The 16,368-nt window shown below is 62.8% G+C and carries 15 protein-coding genes; 5 read left to right on the forward strand and 10 right to left on the reverse strand.

Going from position 1 to position 16,368, the window contains the following annotated elements; genetic code table 11:
• Positions 1–221 precede the first annotated feature (221 nt).
• Both AB4N80_RS01755 and AB4N80_RS01760 read right to left on the reverse strand, forming a co-directional pair.
• On the reverse strand, positions 222–1,115 hold the full coding sequence (locus AB4N80_RS01755) for a PA4780 family RIO1-like protein kinase (protein ID WP_014336406.1): 894 nt from the start codon (positions 1,113–1,115) through the stop codon (positions 222–224).
• A gap of 239 nt (positions 1,116–1,354) precedes the next feature.
• A complete protein-coding gene (locus AB4N80_RS01760; protein WP_122567218.1) occupies positions 1,355–2,146 on the reverse strand; it encodes an AraC family transcriptional regulator in 792 nt (263 codons plus the stop codon).
• A gap of 79 nt (positions 2,147–2,225) precedes the next feature.
• On the opposite strand from AB4N80_RS01760, the gene AB4N80_RS01765 reads away from it, so the two are divergent.
• Positions 2,226–3,254, forward strand: a complete 1,029-nt coding sequence (locus AB4N80_RS01765; protein ID WP_122567219.1) for a bile acid:sodium symporter family protein — start codon at positions 2,226–2,228, stop codon at positions 3,252–3,254.
• Here AB4N80_RS01765 and AB4N80_RS01770 read toward each other — a convergent pair.
• Complete coding sequence (locus AB4N80_RS01770; RefSeq protein WP_122567220.1) at positions 3,241–4,518, reverse strand: acetyl-CoA C-acetyltransferase; 1,278 nt, start codon at positions 4,516–4,518, stop codon at positions 3,241–3,243. The two genes, AB4N80_RS01765 and AB4N80_RS01770, sit on opposite strands and share 14 nt — an antisense overlap.
• A 257-nt stretch (positions 4,519–4,775) precedes the next feature.
• Here AB4N80_RS01770 and AB4N80_RS01775 point away from each other — a divergent pair, with 257 nt between their 5' ends.
• A complete protein-coding gene (locus AB4N80_RS01775; protein WP_122567221.1) occupies positions 4,776–6,128 on the forward strand; it encodes a 3-oxoacyl-ACP reductase in 1,353 nt (450 codons plus the stop codon).
• A 2-nt stretch (positions 6,129–6,130) separates the two neighbouring features.
• Entirely contained in the window at positions 6,131–6,985 is an 855-nt protein-coding gene (locus AB4N80_RS01780) for a MaoC family dehydratase (RefSeq protein WP_122567222.1), read from the forward strand.
• Positions 6,986–7,527: 542 nt separating this feature from the next.
• Here the strand turns inward: AB4N80_RS01780 and AB4N80_RS01785 are convergent.
• Genes AB4N80_RS01785 through AB4N80_RS01800 form a run of 4 tightly spaced genes read right to left on the reverse strand, consistent with a single transcriptional unit; the run spans position 7,528 to position 9,784 of the window.
• On the reverse strand, positions 7,528–8,082 hold the full coding sequence (locus tag AB4N80_RS01785) for a DUF4136 domain-containing protein (RefSeq protein ID WP_122567223.1): 555 nt from the start codon (positions 8,080–8,082) through the stop codon (positions 7,528–7,530).
• Positions 8,083–8,102: 20 nt separating this feature from the next.
• On the reverse strand, positions 8,103–8,720 hold the full coding sequence (locus AB4N80_RS01790; protein ID WP_122567224.1) for a DUF4136 domain-containing protein: 618 nt from the start codon (positions 8,718–8,720) through the stop codon (positions 8,103–8,105).
• A 12-nt stretch (positions 8,721–8,732) separates the two neighbouring features.
• Complete coding sequence (locus tag AB4N80_RS01795; protein WP_122567225.1) at positions 8,733–9,482, reverse strand: methyltransferase; 750 nt, start codon at positions 9,480–9,482, stop codon at positions 8,733–8,735.
• Positions 9,479–9,784: a MazG-like family protein gene (locus AB4N80_RS01800; RefSeq protein WP_092205098.1), complete on the reverse strand. Its 306-nt coding sequence runs from the start codon at positions 9,782–9,784 to the stop codon at positions 9,479–9,481. Before AB4N80_RS01800 ends, AB4N80_RS01795 begins: the two co-directional genes overlap by 4 nt.
• 164 nt (positions 9,785–9,948) lie before the next feature.
• Between AB4N80_RS01800 and AB4N80_RS01805 the strand changes: the two genes are divergently transcribed.
• Positions 9,949–10,242 carry a hypothetical protein gene (locus AB4N80_RS01805; RefSeq protein WP_003197447.1) on the forward strand — a complete coding sequence of 98 codons (294 nt, stop codon included), beginning with the start codon at positions 9,949–9,951 and terminating at the stop codon, positions 10,240–10,242.
• Positions 10,243–10,472: 230 nt separating this feature from the next.
• Complete coding sequence (locus AB4N80_RS01810; RefSeq protein ID WP_122567226.1) at positions 10,473–11,822, forward strand: MATE family efflux transporter; 1,350 nt, start codon at positions 10,473–10,475, stop codon at positions 11,820–11,822.
• A 3-nt stretch (positions 11,823–11,825) separates the two neighbouring features.
• Here AB4N80_RS01810 and AB4N80_RS01815 read toward each other — a convergent pair whose 3' ends face one another.
• The 3 genes from AB4N80_RS01815 to speA all read right to left on the reverse strand — a co-directional run bounded on the left by AB4N80_RS01815 (position 11,826) and on the right by speA (position 16,241).
• Positions 11,826–12,620: a DUF4123 domain-containing protein gene (locus tag AB4N80_RS01815; protein WP_122567227.1), complete on the reverse strand. Its 795-nt coding sequence runs from the start codon at positions 12,618–12,620 to the stop codon at positions 11,826–11,828.
• Complete coding sequence (locus AB4N80_RS01820) at positions 12,617–13,924, reverse strand: type VI secretion system Vgr family protein (RefSeq protein ID WP_122567228.1); 1,308 nt, start codon at positions 13,922–13,924, stop codon at positions 12,617–12,619. The genes AB4N80_RS01815 and AB4N80_RS01820 overlap by 4 nt, the downstream gene beginning before the upstream one ends.
• A gap of 403 nt (positions 13,925–14,327) precedes the next feature.
• Positions 14,328–16,241: an arginine decarboxylase gene (speA, locus tag AB4N80_RS01825; protein ID WP_122567229.1), complete on the reverse strand. Its 1,914-nt coding sequence runs from the start codon at positions 16,239–16,241 to the stop codon at positions 14,328–14,330.
• Positions 16,242–16,368 lie beyond the last annotated feature (127 nt).

Here is a 16,368-nt window from a genome sequence, read left to right on the forward strand (position 1 = left end):
TTACTTTTGACTGGGCCGGCTTCCGGGCTCTTCAAAAGTGAGCCGCTGTAAAAGCGGAACCATAAGCCGCCGTTACGCAAAAAACGGATCTACACACAAAACAACCAAACACCGAGCTTTCAAAAAAATCAAAAAAACGGCGCTTCCCATTTCTGAAAGAAGCGCCGTTTTTTTCTAAGTGAACAGCATTACGGCCATTGGCCGGGTTTCTGCTCAACCGATCATTGCATCCACGGCGGCGGTGGTTCTTCGGTCTTGCCGGGTGGGGCATCGTCGGCAGCGCGGACGGCCTGGCGGCGTTCTTCATCCAGACGGGCCGCCTCGATTTCACGCATGATCCCACCGACATCCGCCAGCTCTTCCGGCTCGTCGAACTCGCCGGTCAGCACGCTGGCCGGGTGCAAGGTGCCGGCTTCATACAGCGCCCACATTTCCTTCGCGTACTTGGTGCGCTTGAGTTCCGGGGCGAACCGGCCGAAGTAGGACGCCATGTTGCCCACGTCCCGCTCCAGCATGCTGAAGGCATGGTTGTTACCCGCCGCATCCACGGCTTGCGGCAGGTCGATGATCACCGGCCCCGTCGGCGTCAGCAGGACGTTGAACTCCGATAGGTCACCGTGCACCAGGCCAGTACATAACATCAGCACGATCTGGGAAATCAGATAGGCGTGATATTCACGGGCCTGGTCCGGCTCCAGTACCACATCGTTCAGGCGCGGCGCCGCATCGCCGTACTCGTCGGCCACCAACTCCATCAGCAGCACGCCTTCAAGGAAGTCGTACGGCTTGGGCACGCGCACACCCGCGCTCGCCAGGCGGAACAGCGCCGCCACTTCGGCATTCTGCCAAGCGTCCTCGGTTTCCTTGCGGCCGAACTTCGAGCCCTTGGCCATGGCCCGGGCCTGACGGCTATTGCGGACCTTGCGGCCTTCCTGATACTCGGCCGCCTGACGAAAACTTCGCTTGTTCGCCTCCTTGTAGACCTTCGCGCAACGTAGCTCGTTGCCGCAGCGCACCACATAAACAGCTGCTTCTTTACCACTCATGAGTGGGCGCAGCACCTCGTCGACCAGACCGTCCTCGATCAGGGGTTCAATGCGTTTTGGAGTCTTCATCAGCTTTTATTGTGGGTCCTTTATTACCAAACACGCGAATGACAGTCGTTATACGGCAATCCTTCCTCCACGGGGAGGGGTTGCCGACCTATGAACCTGTGATGCACACAATGTGCCGGATCAATCGACCGCGCCGAATCATAGCCGAGACCGGACCTGGCGTTGGCAACTGAATGCCCAGGTATTTGCGACAAAGGCTGACAGTCACGTTTACCGCCGTCGTAGGCCAGTGCCGCGGCTCAATGCTTGAACAACTCCCCCGGGGTATACCCAAACATCCCCTTGAACGCGGCAATGAATGCGGACGTTGAATCATACCCACAGGACAACGCGGCGCTGGTGACGCTATCGCCCTTCTCCAACGAGCCCAGGGACGACAACAAGCGCATGCGCTGACGCCAGGCCCGAAAACTCAGGCCGGTCTCGCGCTGGAACAGGCGCATCAGGGTTTTTTCCGAGGTGCCCAGACGTTCAGACCAGGCTTGCAAGGTGACGTTCTGTTCGGGCTGTTCGATCAATTCGTTACACAGCGCCAGCAAGCGGGCATGGCGCGGCAGCGGCAGGGAGAATCCTACCTCCGGTAACGTCGCCAACTGATCCAGCAGCACCTGCACCAGCCGTTCTTCCTGGGTATCGCCCTGGGGATAATCAACCGGAAGCTGACAGAACACCTTGATCAACTCACGGGCCAGCGGCGTGACTTCCAGCACCCGACAACGCTCGTCGGCCCAGGGGCAGGCGTGGCGGTGGACATACAGGCTGCGCATTTCCGCCCGGGTGGAGGTCACCACCTGATGTTCCAGGTCGGCCGGGATCCAGATGCCCCGTTGTGGCGGGGCGAAGAAACTGCCGGCGGCGGTGTGTACGCCGAGAACGCCGCTGATGGCGTAGGAAAATTGCACCCAGTCATGACGATGGGCTTGGGTCCAGGAGCCGGCGCTCAAGCTTTCGACACGGGCGTACAACGGCCTAGGCAATTGCGTCAGGTCAGGGATACGGCGTTCCAGCTGCTGGTGTCCGTTAGGCGGCATTGATTGGCCTTATGTCGCAAGACGACTGATGAGGACGACGTTAGGCTAAGTCGACTTTTCTTACAACATGCGGTGCCCTATGCATATCTTCAGACACCTCAAACGCGTGGTGACCGACTGGTTCCTGTGCGGCATGGTGCTCGCCACGCTGCTGGCGTATTTCTTTCCCACCTTTGGTGCCAAGGGCGGTGCCATGCATGCCGAATGGGTGGTCAACATCGGCATCTTCGTGGTGTTCTTCCTGCACGGGGTCAACCTGTCCGGCGAGCAGATCCGCCACGGCCTGAAGAACATCCGGCTGCACGTGATGGTGCAGGCGTTCACCTTTGGCGTATTTCCGTTGCTCTGGCTGCTCAGCAACTGGCTGCTGGGCAGCCACGTGCCGGCGCTGCTGATGCTGGGGTTCTTCTACCTGTGCGCCCTGCCCTCGACAATTTCGTCCTCGGTGGCCCTGACCGGCAGTGCAAAAGGCAACGTGCCGGCGGCGATTCTCAACGCGAGCCTGTCCAGCGTACTGGGGATTTTCCTGACCCCGTTGCTGGTCAGTTTCGTGGTCGGCAGCGGCGCGGGTGGCATCGACCTGGGTTCAACCTTGCTCGACCTGTGCATGATGTTGCTGCTGCCACTGGTGCTGGGACAGTTCCTGCGGCGCTGGCTGGCCGGTTTTTTCGGTCGGTACAAACGCTACACCAGCATCATCGACAAACTGGTGATCCTGCTGCTGGTCTACGCGGCCTTCTGCAACTCGATGGTGTCCGGCATCTGGGGCCAGCAAGGTAACGGCGTGTTGCTTAGCGCAGTGGTGGGCAGTGCCGTGCTGCTGGCAATCATCCTGTGGGCGACCACCCGCACCGCCCGCGTCCTGAAATTCAGCAGTGCCGATGAAGTCGCCGCGGTGTTCTGCGCCAGCAAGAAATCCCTCGCCGCCGGAGTGCCGATGGCCGCATTGATTTTCGGCAACCACCCGGGCCTGGGGCTGATTTTGCTGCCGATCATGATCTATCACCCGTTGCAGTTGATCGTCTGTTCGATCCTGGCCGAGCGCTACGCCAGCCGGCACAAAGAACTGGCGTCCCGCCAGGATGGCGCGCTGCTCAACGCTCGATAATCGCCGTCACGCCCTGGCCGGCGGCGGCGCAGATGGAAATCAACCCGCGGCCTCGCCCGGCGGCATCGAGCAACTTGGCGAGGTTGGCGACAATGCGCCCGCCCGTGGCGGCAAACGGATGCCCGGCGGCCAGGGAACTGCCCTTCACATTCAGCCTGCTGCGGTCGATGGACCCCAGTGGTGCATCGAGGCCCAGACGGGTCTTGCAATACTCCGGGTCTTCCCAGGCCTTCAGCGTGCACAGCACTTGGGCGGCGAACGCTTCGTGGATCTCGAAGTAATCGAAGTCCTGCAAGGTCAGGCCGTTGCGCGCCAGCAAGCGCGGCACGGCATAGACCGGAGCCATCAGCAGCCCTTCGGCGCCATTGACGAAGTCCACCGCCGCCGTTTCACCGTCGCGCAGGTACGCCAGGATCGGCAGGCCCCGGGCCGTGGCCCACTCTTCGCTGCCCAGCAGCACCAACGAAGCACCGTCGGTCAGTGGCGTGGAGTTGCCCGCAGTCATCGTGCCCTTGGCACTTTTTTCGAAGGCTGGTTTGAGGGAGGCGAGTTTTTCCAGGGTCAGGTCCGGGCGCAGGTTGTTGTCCCGGGTCAGGCCGAGAAACGGTGTCATCAAGTCGTTCTGCCAACCTTCGGCGTAGGACGCGGCCATTTTCTGATGGCTTTCCAGGGCCAACTGGTCTTGGGCCTCCCGGGGGATCTGCCAAGTCTGGGCCATCAATTCACAGTGCTCGCCCATGCTCAGGCCGGTGCGCGGTTCGTTGATGCGCGGCAGATCCGGCATCAGGTGCTGGGGGCGCAATTGCAGGAAGGTCTTGATTTTATCGGCGGTGGTCTTGGCGCGATTGGCTTGTAGCAGGATCTTGCGCAGTCCTTCATTGACGGCGATCGGCGCGTCCGACGTGGTATCGACGCCGCCGGCAATACCGCTGTCGATCTGCCCCAGGGCGATTTTGTTGGCCACCAGCAGCACCGTCTCCAGTCCCGTGCCGCAGGCCTGCTGTACGTCATAGGCCGGCGTCATCGGTGACAACCGCGAACCGAGCACGCATTCGCGGGTCAGGTTCATATCCCGGGAGTGCTTGAGCACCGCACCGGCCGCCACTTCGCCGATGTGCAAGCCATGCAGGTTGTAGCGTTCGATCAGCCCCTCGAGGGCAGCCGTCAACATCGCCTTGTTGCTGGCGGTGGCATAGAGCCCGTTGGAGCGGGCGAAAGGAATGCGGTTACCACCGATGATCGCGACGCGGCGTAGTTGTGTCATGAAAAACTCCCTGTGCAGGTCTAGTGCCCTATGAAAACTCAACCGAACCCTGTGGGAGCAAAGCTTGCTCGCGATGAACGATGACGCGACCTACCCTGAAAACGCGGTGTCTGCATCGCGAGCAAGCTTTGCTCCCACAAGGATTCGGTGCCTTGGAGAAAGCGCTTGCGCTCAAGCTTAGGCTTTATCTGGCCGATCGAACGACTGATTGCCAATCATGGTCCACACTTGGAACCTCATCAGCCGGAGTGTGTTCCATGTCTGACCGTTATATCGACTTCGCCAATTCGCCCATCGGCCGGCGCATGGTCGGGTCCCTCGGCCTGCCCTCGCCGGTACGCCTGGAACGCTGGCAGGCCGGGCGGCTGCGGCCGATCGAAGGCGCACTGCTGCTGGGCGGCGGGCCGTTGACCGAACAGATCGGCACGTTTGCCAAGCGCCTGACCGACAGCATTTTCATCTACGGCGGCGAACCGACCGTGGCCACCGAGTGGATCCCCGGCCACGGCCCGAAAATCAAGGCAGTGGTGTACGACGCCAGCCATTTGGTGCAGGCCGACCAACTCAAGCAGCTGCGGGAATTTTTCCAGCCGCTGATGAAAAACCTCGACCACAGCGCCCATGTCGTCCTCCTCGGGCGCGCGCCGGAAAGTCTTGCCGATCCCTTCGCCGCCAGTGCCCAGCGGGCGTTGGAGGGTTTCAGCCGTTCCCTGGCTAAAGAGTTGCGCCACGGCGGGACGCTGCAACTGTTGTATGTCGGCGATGGTGCCGAAGCCCAGTTGGAAGGTGCCCTGCGGTTTTTCCTGTCCCCCAAGAGCGCCTTCATTTCCGGGCAGGTCATTCGCCTCAACGCCTGTGACACCCAGGTCCATGACTGGACCCGACCGCTCACGGGGCTCAAGGCACTGGTCACGGGCGCAGCCCGCGGAATCGGCGCGTCTATCGCCGAAACCCTGGCCCGCGATGGCGCCGACGTGATCCTGCTGGACGTCCCCCAGGCCAAGACCGACCTCGACGCCCTGGCGGCACGCTTGAGCGGGCGCAGCATCACGCTGGATATCTGCGCCGAAGAGGCCGCCGCCCAGTTGATCGAGCACTTGCCCGACGGCGTCGACATCGTGGTGCACAACGCCGGCATCACTCGGGACAAGACCCTGGCCAACATGACCCCGGAATTCTGGGACGCCGTGCTGGCCGTCAACCTCAACGCCCCGCAAGTGCTGACCAAGGCCCTGCTCGACAGCGGCACCCTGCGCGACAATGGCCGGGTCGTCCTGCTGGCGTCCATCAGCGGCATTGCCGGCAACCGTGGGCAGACCAACTATGCGGCGAGCAAGGCAGGGTTGATCGGCCTGGCCCAGGCCTGGGCGCCGCTGCTGCAACCTCGGGGCATCAGCATCAACGCCGTGGCGCCGGGCTTCATTGAAACCCGCATGACCGCCGAGATCCCCTTCGCCTTGCGCGAGGCCGGGCGGCGCATGAGTTCCCTGGGCCAGGGCGGCTTGCCTCAAGATGTCGCTGAAGCCGTGGCCTGGCTCGCGCAACCGGGCACGGGTGCCGTAACCGGGCAGGCCCTGCGGGTATGCGGGCAAAGCCTTTTGGGAGCATGACCATGACGATCCAATGGCATGAGGTCAGCAGCCCGCCATCCATGTCCGGGCTCTATTCGAAAGCGGCGACGCGGCGCAAGGTCACCGGAACGACCTTGCCCGAGGAAGGCCTGCGCCAGGTGCTTCAGGTCGACCCGCAACGCCTGGCGGCCTATCGCAAAGTGTGCGGTTTCGTTGATAACGGACTGCTGCCGCCGACCTATCCCCACGTCTTGGCGTTTGCCCTGCAGATGCAATTGCTCACGAGTCGGGACTTTCCCTTTCCGCTATTGGGGCTGATCCACTTGAGCAACCGCATTCGCGTACTGCGACCCATGGGCGGGGTCGGTCAGGTGCGGGCCAGCGTCCATGTCGAGAATCTGCAAGCCCACCCCAAAGGCGCAGTATTCGACCTGGTGACCGGCCTCGATGATCAATTGGGGCCGTTGTGGGAGGCCCGGAGCCAGATGCTGTGCAAAGGCGTCCAGCTTGACGGCGCGCTTGTAGAGGACTCACCGCAGGCCAGCCTGCCCTTGGTTGAGGTGGCGCGCTGGACCGCACCGGCGGACATCGGCCGGCAATACGCCAAGGTTTCCGGCGACTACAACCCGATTCACCTGAGCGGCATCAGTGCCCGGCTGTTCGGCTTCCCCACCGCCATCGCCCATGGCCTGTGGAACAAGGCCAGGACCCTGGCGGCGCTCGATGGCCATCTGCCCGAGGCCAACATCGAGATCGACGTGACCTTCAAGAAACCGGTGCGCCTGCCCAGCGAAGTCACCCTGCTGTCCAGTGCGGCGGGTTCCAGTGGGCAACTGCAACTGGTGGGGGCCGGGGCGTTGGAGCATATGGTGGGCGAGTGGCGGCCGGTGACCTGAACAGGTCGATGGTATTCACAGTTTGTTCCGGGGTGTTCATAGATCCGAGGTCCACCGCCAATCCCCCTGTGGGAGCGGGCTTGCTCGCGAAAGCGGTGGGTCAGCTTGCATGGGTGTTGAATGGGCTGCCGTCTTCGCGAGCAAGCCCGCTCCCACAGTTTGTTCGGGGGGTGTTCATAGATCCGGTGTCCACCGCCAATCCCCTGTGGGAGCGAGCTTGCTCGCGAAAGCGGTGGGTCAGCTTGCATGGATGTTGAATGGGCTGCCGTCTTCGCGAGCAAGCCCGCTCCCACAGTTTGTTCGGGGGGTGTTCATAGATCCGGTGTCCACCGCCAATCCCCCTGTGGGAGCGGGCTTGCTCGCGAAAGCGGCGGGTCAGCTTGCCTCAAGGTTGAATGAGCCGCCGTCATCGCGAGCAAGCTCGCTCCCACAGATTTGTTCCGGGGTGTTCATAGATCCGGTGTCCATCACCACTCCCTGTGGGAGCGAGCTTGCTCGCGATTGCGGCGGATCAGCTTGCACCCATCCTGAATACGCTGCGGTCAGCGCGGTGGGTAGTTGGACAGAATCCGCCCCACCGTCTCGCGCACGGCCGTGTTGCGGTCGGTCGGGTTGGGGGAGTTGCTGAGCATTCGTTCATCACTACCACGCCACACCAGCTTGCCGTCCTTGCCGTCGAGCAGGTCGATCTGCACAGTGGCGACTTTGTAGCTGATGTTGCGGGTTTCGTTGTACATCGGCCCACCCCAGTAGCCATTCCAAGGCCCACCCCAACCGCCGCCATAGTTGGTCGTGACCTGCTGCTGGCGGTCCTCGACGATCAAATAAGCCTGGACCAGCACATCGCCGCGCCCGTCCGCCGCAGGGCGCAGGCCGCGCTGGTCGAGTTGATCAGCCACCGCCTGGCGGATCCGCTGTTCGGTCAGGTCGCTCTTGATGCGTGGGTCATCGGGGCGATATTGCAGCGCCGGGTCTTTCCAACTCCAACTGCGATACGCCGCGAAATCACGGCTGGCGTCGAAGTCATGATTGACTGGGTTTGAGGCACAGGCCCCCAGCAACAGGGTGAAGGCCAGTAGAGCAAGACGGCGAAACATGGTTTTTCTCCGTTGCGTAATCAACTTGGAGGATACGTCGACATGGCTTTTTCCACCGCTTCGCGAATGGCATCGGTGCGCTCGCTCTGGCTGCCCCGCTGACCGGTCTCGGCGCTGGCGCTCCACACCGGCTGACCGGTGCGGGCATCGAACAGGTCTACCCGAACCACAACGACCTGCTCCTGATACGTGCGCACCATCGGCATCGGATGGTACACGCCATAACCCGGACCGTAGCGGTCATAACGGTTATAGCCGCCGTAGTAACCGGCATCATAGTCGTCCCGGACCTGACGCACGCGAGTCTCCAGGCGCAGGTCGGCGCTGACGAACAGGTCGGCGGGCCGGTTGTCATGCAGGGGCCGTAGGCCGCGCTGGTCGAGAGCATTGCTCACCGCTTCGGCCACCTGGGCCGAATCCGCCCAGGCAGTGCCCGGTGGCAGGCGCCCGTCGCGCCAGGCCCAACTGCGATAGCGCCCGTAATCACGGGGCGGCGCAGGGTAGGCGCTGCGGTCGAATACCGTGGCGGCCTCGGGGGGCGCCGGCGGCAACGGATTGGAGGTGGCGACATAGGGGTTGCTGCCCTGGCAGGCCACCAGCCCCAGGCACAGCACCAACAACCCTGAACGACCTTTCATTTCGCTCTCCGCTTACACCGGACGGCAGATCCAGTGCAGATAACGTCCCAACCCGGCAAACGCCGGATGGCGACGGTGAGCCAGCTCCATTTCCAGTAATTGCGCAAGTTCCACGCGGCCCTGGAACTCCACCGGCATGTAGTCATGGAAAACCCGCACACCACTCTGGCTTTCGACCTGCCACAGGCCTTCAAGTTGCGCCGCCAATTCTCGCGGATCAAGGGGTTGTTGCGGCGTCAGGCTCTGCTTTTCACCGGCCATGTCGTTTTTGCGCAACTTGCGGAAATGCCCCTTGAGCAGATTGCGATAGACCAGCGCGTCACGGTTGTAGAACGCCAGGGACAACCAGCCGCCAGGCGCCGTAAGTTGATGTAGCACCGGCAGGATCGCGTGAGGCTCGGCCAGCCACTCCAGCACCGCGTGACACAGCACCAGGTCGTAAGGTTCGGTCAGTTGGCCGAGCAGGTCCTGCCACGGCGCCTGGATGAACGTGGCCTGCTGGCCGGCCTCGGCAAAACGCTGGCGGGCGCCTTCGAGCATGGGTTCGGCCGGCTCGGCCAGGGTCACCTGGTGGCCGCGCTCGGCCAGCCACAACGACATGTGGCCCAGGCCTGCGCCGATGTCCAGCACGCGCAATGGACGTTGCGCCAAGGTTTCCAGCAGATCGGCCTGAAGCACCGCCAAGCGGATCGCACCCTTGGCCCCGCCGTAGATTTTTTCCGCGAAGCGCGTGGCGAGCAGATCGAAATGACGGTCGCTCATTGGCCGAACCGCCGTTCGCTGTCGGCCAGTTTGCTGCGCACCACGGCGTCCATGTCCAGGCCCAGCTCGCTGCAAAGCAGCAACAGGTACAACACGATGTCACCGACTTCCTGCCCGGCGTGGGCCAGCTTGTCCGCCGGCAACTGGCGGGACTGGTCCTCGGTCAGCCACTGGAAAATCTCCACCAGCTCGGCCATTTCCACACTGGCGGCCATGGCAAGGTTTTTCGGGCTGTGAAACTGCCGCCAGTCGTTATGGTCACGAATGGCATGCAGGCGTTCGGTCAGTTCAACAAGGTTCATCGGGTTCTCCTGAATGCGCATAGCTTCAGGGGGATGACCGGGGAAGGCAAGAGTCTCGGTACGAAGCGACGGTTTGCCCCATAATCGAACCAACTCGGTCGCCACAGCTCCTACAATCAGGAGCCAACGGCTCAGCTCGGATTCCCTCCCATCAGGATGCACATATGCAGGTAGAAAGCTTTTTCGAATGGCTCGGCCAGGCGCTCGGTTCGGTAATCCGGTTCATCGTCGACCTGCTCAGCGGCCTCTTCAACACCCTGGCCAACGCCGGCGGCAACTTCGTCGATGGGCTATCGCGCACCTTGGGCATGGACACATCGATCATCAGCATCATCGCGCTGATCCTCGGGCTGATGCTGCTGTACTCGGCGATCCGCGCCTTTATGCGGGCCTCGATCGTCATGGGCATCATCTGGCTGGTGCTGGGGTTGTGGTTGTTGAGCTGGATCATTCACTAAGGCTGGGATCGATACTGCGCCAGCCCCCTTGTGGCAAGGATGCTCTGTGGGAGCAAGGCTTGCCCGCGATGAATATGACGCGGTTTCCCAGGGAACCGAGGCGCCTGGATCGCGAGCAAGCTTTGCTCCCGCTGAATGGGGATAAATCCCCTCGCCACAAGGAGTCCAAGATCCCCTGGAGAACGATCAGACCATAACCCGCTACAATCGCGCTCCATCAAGGAGCCCCCATGTCCAACCTGATCACCGACTGGCGCGACCGCCTGACCCATCGCCGGGTCTGGGCGCTGGCGGCGCCGATGATTCTTTCGAACATTTCCGTGCCGCTGGTGGCGCTGGTGGACAGCACGGTCATCGGCCATTTGCCCCATGCCCATCAGTTGGGCGCAGTGGCGGTCGGGGCGAGTTTGTATACGGTGCTGGCGTGGGCCATGGGTTTCTTGCGCATGGGCACCACCGGGTTCGCCGCCCAGGCTGCCGGGCGGGGTGACGGGGCGGCGTTGCGGCAAGTGTTGTTGCAAGGACTGTTGTTGGCGATGGGGCTGGCGCTGCTGCTCGGTGCCGTCGGCGTGCCGTTGAGTGGCGTGGCGTTGCACTTCATGCAGCCGTCCGCCGAGCTCAACCAACTGACCCGCGACTTCTTCCACACCCGGCTCTTTGGCTTGCCGGCGGCGCTGGCCAGCTATGCGCTGGTGGGCTGGTTCCTCGGCGCCCAGAATGCCCGAGCGCCGTTGGCGATCCTGCTGGTGACCAACCTGGTCAACATCGCCCTGAACCTGTGGTTCGTGATCGGCCTGGACTGGGGCGTGACCGGTTCGGCCCGGGCGTCGGTGATTGCCGAGTGGACCGGTGCGCTGGTCGGCCTGGCCCTGGCTCGCAAGACACTGCGGGCCTGGCCCGGGCAGATGGCCTGGGCGGCCCTGGGCGTGTGGCAGAACTGGCGCCCGCTGCTGGCGGTGAACCGGGACATATTCATTCGCAGCCTGGCACTGCAAGCGGTGTTTTTCCTGATCACGGTGCAAGGTGCGCGCCTGGGGGACGCAACCGTGGCGGCCAATGCCTTGCTGCTCAACGGCCTGTTGCTGACCGCCCATGCCCTGGACGGCTTGGCCCATGCTGTGGAAGCGCTGTGCGGCCATGCCATCGGCGCCCGCGACCGCCTGGCCTTGCGTCGTTCGCTGGTGGTGGCCAGCGGTTGGTCGCTGATTGCAAGCCTCGGCTTTGCCCTGCTGTTCCTGCTCGCCGGCCACTTGTTCATCGACATGCAAACCGATATCCCCGACGTGCGCGCCACCGCTTACGACTACCTGCCCTACCTGGCGACCTTGCCGCTGATCGCGGTCTGGAGCTATTTGCTCGACGGCCTGTTCATCGGTGCCACCCGCGCCCGGGAAATGCGCAACGGCATGGTCTTGACCCTACTGCTGGTGGCCCCAATCGCCTGGATGCTGCTGGGTTTGGGCAACCATGGACTGTGGATCACCTTCCTACTGTTCATGGCCCTGCGCAGCCTGACCCTCGGTGCGTTTGCCTGGCACTTGCAGCGGCGCGACCGTTGGCTCAGCGCGCCACCTCAATAACCGTCAATCCAGGCGGCCCTGCCAACGCCGCCGCAGGCGATCGAGACGCTCGCGCGGCGAACCACCCTCCGGCCCCGGGATGGGTCGGGCATCGGGGTATTGCAGGCGCAGCCACAGCCAGTCGTCGAGCACCGTGCGTTCGGTAAACCCCAGCGCCAGCCCTTGCTGCAAATCCTCCCAGAGCCGACGGTAGTCACGCCCGGTGGAACTGGACCATTGCCACGCGTGGCGCTCCAACAGGCATCGTTGCAACTGGCCCTGCTGTCGATCGCTGAGGCCGTGCTCCTTCTCCAGCGCCGCCACCGGCACTCCCGGGTTGGACAATTGTTGCCAGCCCTGGCTGCCGATTGCACGGTCGGCCCATGTGCCACCGAACCAGCGCAACAGACTGATCGGACCCAGCCAACAACTGAGCTCATGGGAATCGCAACCGTCAAAGAAATAGCTGGCGGTGTGCGGGTTGTAGTAGTTCAACAGGGCTTTGTGATGCAGGCCCAGCGTCACTGTCAGCATGCGCCGCAGATGCGCGAGCACTTGCACGGTGGGCTTTGGGCTGGTCAACAACAACCCCGGCCAGGCGCGCGGGTCCAGGTGACAAAGACTGACCAGCGCTGGCGATTGGCGCAGTTCCACCAACAGCGGACCGTGCTCGCGAAGCCCATGCAACTCGGTGCCTTCGAACAGGGCAAAGCGCCGGGCCTCGGCGAACTGCGAGTGCACCCGCCGCACCGCCTCAGGTGCACTCGGTACGTCCAGCAGCAACCACTGCGGCGTTGGTCCAGGCACGGCCGCGCTCATCGAGCCACGCCCGCGCCGCGGCCCATGAGCATACGGCAGGTGCACATCGGTTGGGCGCAGGGGCTGAACGGTCCGCCTTCGGGCAACAGGCACAACAAGACCAGCGGCTGGGCCTCTCGCATCGCCGACAACAGCACCGGATCGACCACCGACGACCCGAGTGTTTCGTCTGGGGATGACTCATCGGCAATCTCGGCCGAGGCAGGTTCGCTCAGAAATGCACTGACCAGCGGCCGATCCGGATCGCCTTCGATAAAGCTCACCAGCACCTCGGTACCGTCACCCAGCGCGCCCACCCCGCCAGCAGCCAGTTCGGGCGCCAAGGGCAGCCAGCAATGACTGGGGCTGGAACCTTCGCCCTGATAGACCCAGTCAAACTCCACCGCCACGCGCCCCGCTCCCAGCTCCGGCGGCTCGTCCACCGCCACGACCCAGCCGCGCTGCCGGCTCACCATGCGTGGTTTGGCCGGGACGTTGTCCGGCACGAACAACACGCCCCGGGGAATGGCCTTGAAATGGTTGCCATACACACCCGCCTGGGCGTGATGCTCGACCTTCGTCAACAACCAGCGCCGGTTCCAGTTGGCAAACGGATGGTCCGTCAGCATCAGCACCTGGCCACCCCGCAAGTTCGTCAGCTCGCTGCGCCCCTGGGCGACCTGCTGCCCCGAGACATCGGTGTGCACGCTGAAGGTCCGCACTGCGGCAGTCGGCCCGTCGTCCACGTAGACCGCCTTACCGGCGGGGGGAAAACTGTGGGGATTGTCGGCGAACACCAGGCAATGCCCGTCCCGGGTGTGTTCGAAATGAAAGTGGATACCCGCCTGGGCACATACGCGCTGGAGGAACCGTAGGTCCGATTCCCGATACTGGGTACAGAAATCCTGCGGTGGATAATCGCCGCTCAGGTCCAGGCACAGGCGGCGGCCCCTGATGCCATGGGCCTTTAGCACCTGGCGAATGATCTGCGGCACCGAGCGGGCACTGAACACCCGCTGGCTGAAGCGCTGCGCCAGGCAAGCCAGCTTCGGCCCGATACGCACCCGGCAACCGGCGCCGTGACGGTGCTGGACCAACTCATGGAGCTGCCCATGAATACCCCGGCCTGGGGTCCCGAAACTCAACCAGACGCTGCGGTACAGCAGGCTCGCCAAGTCCAGGCTCGCATCATGCAACAAGAGCTCCACTTCATAGACGAAGGGTTCGCTGATGGCTTCGCTACCCGTGAAGGCCACGACGTCAACGGGCTCGGGCAGACCGGCTATCTCCAGACGGAATGCTGGCTCGCAGGCTGGATCGGACATCGGCGTTTCTCTACAGGAGGGGCGGTCGGGGATTCTCGCCGACCGCCATGGCCTAGTAGAGGGGCGAAGTACAGGTTAGGAAAGGGACTACACGAAATAAGGACATCACCGATTAAATGCACCGGTGTGAGGAAACATCTGCGACGTAAAACAAAAATGCCCTCCGGGACTGTCCGAAAAAACCCGCAACATGCGGTTTGTTTTCTGACAGCCCCGGCGGGCAGTGTTGATCAGTTAAAAGGGTGAGCCCCGCTGTAATTTTGTGGCGAGGGGATTTATCCCCGTTGGGCTGCGCAGCGGCCCTAAATGCCGACAACTCGGTAAATCAGACAGATTGAGTTGACTGCTTAGGGGCTGCTGCGCAACCCAGCGGGGATAAATCCCCTCGCCACAAACTTCCCCATCAAGAAGACAGGTAAGACGAACGCGTCAGCCCCAGGCGCAGCGCATCGAGGAACTGGGTGCGCTCGGCGGCGCTGATGCGGGCGCTGGCGCACTTGTCGCGGTAGTGCGTCATCAACTCCTCCGGCGACAAGTGCACGTAGCGCAGCATGTCTTCGATGGTGTCGTGGGTTTCGATACCCGCGTGGTACACGCTGCCGTCGGCGTTCTGGTAGATGTTCACCGAGTCGGTATCGCCGAACAGGTTGTGCATGTCACCGAGGATTTCCTGGTAGGCGCCCACCAGGAAGATGCCTAGCAGGTAGTCTTCACCCGGATTGAGCGCGTGCACCGGCAGGCTGGTCTCGATGCTCTGCTCGTCGACGTACTGCTTGATCTTGCCGTCGGAGTCGCAGGTCAGGTCTTGCAGCACAGCGCGGCGCAGCGGCTCTTCGTCCAGGCGATGCAACGGCAGGATCGGCAGCACCTGGCCGATGGCCCAGGTGTCCGGCAGGCTCTGGAACACCGAGAAGTTGCAGATGTATTTGTCGGCCAGCTTGTCGTTGAGCTCATCCAGCACCTGGCGGTGCGAGCGCTGGCGGGCCTTCAACGAGTTGTGCAGGCGACGGCACACGGCAAAGTAGCACTGCTCGGCCAAGGCTTTTTCCGCCAGGGTCAGCTTGCCGTCGGCATATTGGGTCGCCACGTCGCTCATGTAGTGCGTGGCGCGCCAGTAGGTCTCGGTGACCATCTCGATATCGGTCGGGCCCAGCAGGTCAACCAGCCATTGCACGGTTTCCGGCAATTCCTGCTTGTTGTCGATCACCGGCACGTCGTCGTTGTGTTTCTCGACGTCGGTCACCTGCACTACCAGCATCGCGTGGTGGGCGGTCAGCGAGCGGCCGCTTTCCGAGAAGATGTGCGGGTGCGGCAAGCTCTGGGCATCGCAGAACTCCTTGAGCATGCCGACCACGACACCGGCGTAATCATCCATGTCGTAGTTGATCGAACTGGCATTGCGCGAGTGCGTACCGTCGTAGTCCACGCCGAGGCCACCGCCGACGTCGATGTGATCCACCGGCAGGCCGAGGTTGCGCAGCTCACCGTAGTAACGGATCGCTTCCTTGAAGCCGTGCTGATAGTCCGCCAGGTTGGCGATCTGCGACCCCATGTGGAAGTGCAGCAGGCGAATGCCCTGGTCCAGGCCAGCAGCGCGGAAGCGCTCGACCACCGACAACAGTTGCGCGGCCGACAAGCCGAACTTGGACTTCTCGCCACCGGTATCAGCCCACTTGCTCGACGCCAGGGACGACAAGCGCACGCGCAGGCCCACCTGTGGCTTGACCTTGAGCACTGCGGCCTCTTCGATCACCAGTTCGACTTCGGACTCTTTCTCGATGACGATGAAGACGTTGTGACCGAGCTTCTGGCCCATCAACGCCAGGCGGATGAATTCGCGGTCCTTGTAGCCGTTGCAGACGATGGTCCCGCCCTTCGGTGCCAGGGCCAGCACTGCCAGCAACTCCGGCTTGGAACCGGCTTCCAGGCCGATGGAGACGTTCTGGGTGGCGATGATGTTCTCGATCACCGCTTCCTGTTGGTTGACCTTGATCGGGTACAGCGCGGTGTACTTGCTCTGGTATTCCAGGCGCGCGATGTTGCTGTCGAACGCGCCGGTCAGTTGGCGCACGCGGTCTTGCAGGATGTCGGGAAAACGCACCAGCAAGGGCAACGAGAGGCCACTCTGGCGCAACTGGTCGACTTGCTCAAACAGGTCGATGGGCGAACTGCCCGGGCCGTTCGGACGGACTTCGACGCGACCGGCTTCATTGATCGCGAAATAACCGGCCCCCCAATGGCGAATCCCGTAAACGCTGCGGCTGTCCGCAACTGTCCATTGGCTGCCATCGTCTTTGCGTGTGCGTCGTACGGACATCGAAGTCCCCTATAAAGAAGTCAAAATGCACCATCCGGTCGGAGGCTGGGGCAGTCTAGAGAGTGAAAATGACGAATTGCCTGTTAGCAAGGTAGACCCTGCTCCCAGCGATGAGTTTAGAAGCCCG

The sequence above is a fragment of the Pseudomonas sp. H3_A02 genome, assembly GCF_054671965.1.

Coding starts and splice junctions, on each gene's coding strand:
- speA (WP_122567229.1), bottom strand. CDS start 16,241: ATGTCCGTACGACGCACACGCAAAGACGATGGCAGCCAATGGACAGTT.
- AB4N80_RS01765 (WP_122567219.1), top strand. CDS start 2,226: ATGCATATCTTCAGACACCTCAAACGCGTGGTGACCGACTGGTTCCTG.
- AB4N80_RS01800 (WP_092205098.1), bottom strand. CDS start 9,784: ATGAACCTTGTTGAACTGACCGAACGCCTGCATGCCATTCGTGACCAT.
- AB4N80_RS01770 (WP_122567220.1), bottom strand. CDS start 4,518: ATGACACAACTACGCCGCGTCGCGATCATCGGTGGTAACCGCATTCCT.
- AB4N80_RS01755 (WP_014336406.1), bottom strand. CDS start 1,115: ATGAAGACTCCAAAACGCATTGAACCCCTGATCGAGGACGGTCTGGTC.
- AB4N80_RS01785 (WP_122567223.1), bottom strand. CDS start 8,082: ATGTTTCGCCGTCTTGCTCTACTGGCCTTCACCCTGTTGCTGGGGGCC.
- AB4N80_RS01795 (WP_122567225.1), bottom strand. CDS start 9,482: ATGAGCGACCGTCATTTCGATCTGCTCGCCACGCGCTTCGCGGAAAAA.
- AB4N80_RS01820 (WP_122567228.1), bottom strand. CDS start 13,924: ATGTCCGATCCAGCCTGCGAGCCAGCATTCCGTCTGGAGATAGCCGGT.
- AB4N80_RS01760 (WP_122567218.1), bottom strand. CDS start 2,146: ATGCCGCCTAACGGACACCAGCAGCTGGAACGCCGTATCCCTGACCTG.
- AB4N80_RS01790 (WP_122567224.1), bottom strand. CDS start 8,720: ATGAAAGGTCGTTCAGGGTTGTTGGTGCTGTGCCTGGGGCTGGTGGCC.
- AB4N80_RS01805 (WP_003197447.1), top strand. CDS start 9,949: ATGCAGGTAGAAAGCTTTTTCGAATGGCTCGGCCAGGCGCTCGGTTCG.
- AB4N80_RS01780 (WP_122567222.1), top strand. CDS start 6,131: ATGACGATCCAATGGCATGAGGTCAGCAGCCCGCCATCCATGTCCGGG.
- AB4N80_RS01810 (WP_122567226.1), top strand. CDS start 10,473: ATGTCCAACCTGATCACCGACTGGCGCGACCGCCTGACCCATCGCCGG.
- AB4N80_RS01775 (WP_122567221.1), top strand. CDS start 4,776: ATGTCTGACCGTTATATCGACTTCGCCAATTCGCCCATCGGCCGGCGC.
- AB4N80_RS01815 (WP_122567227.1), bottom strand. CDS start 12,620: ATGAGCGCGGCCGTGCCTGGACCAACGCCGCAGTGGTTGCTGCTGGAC.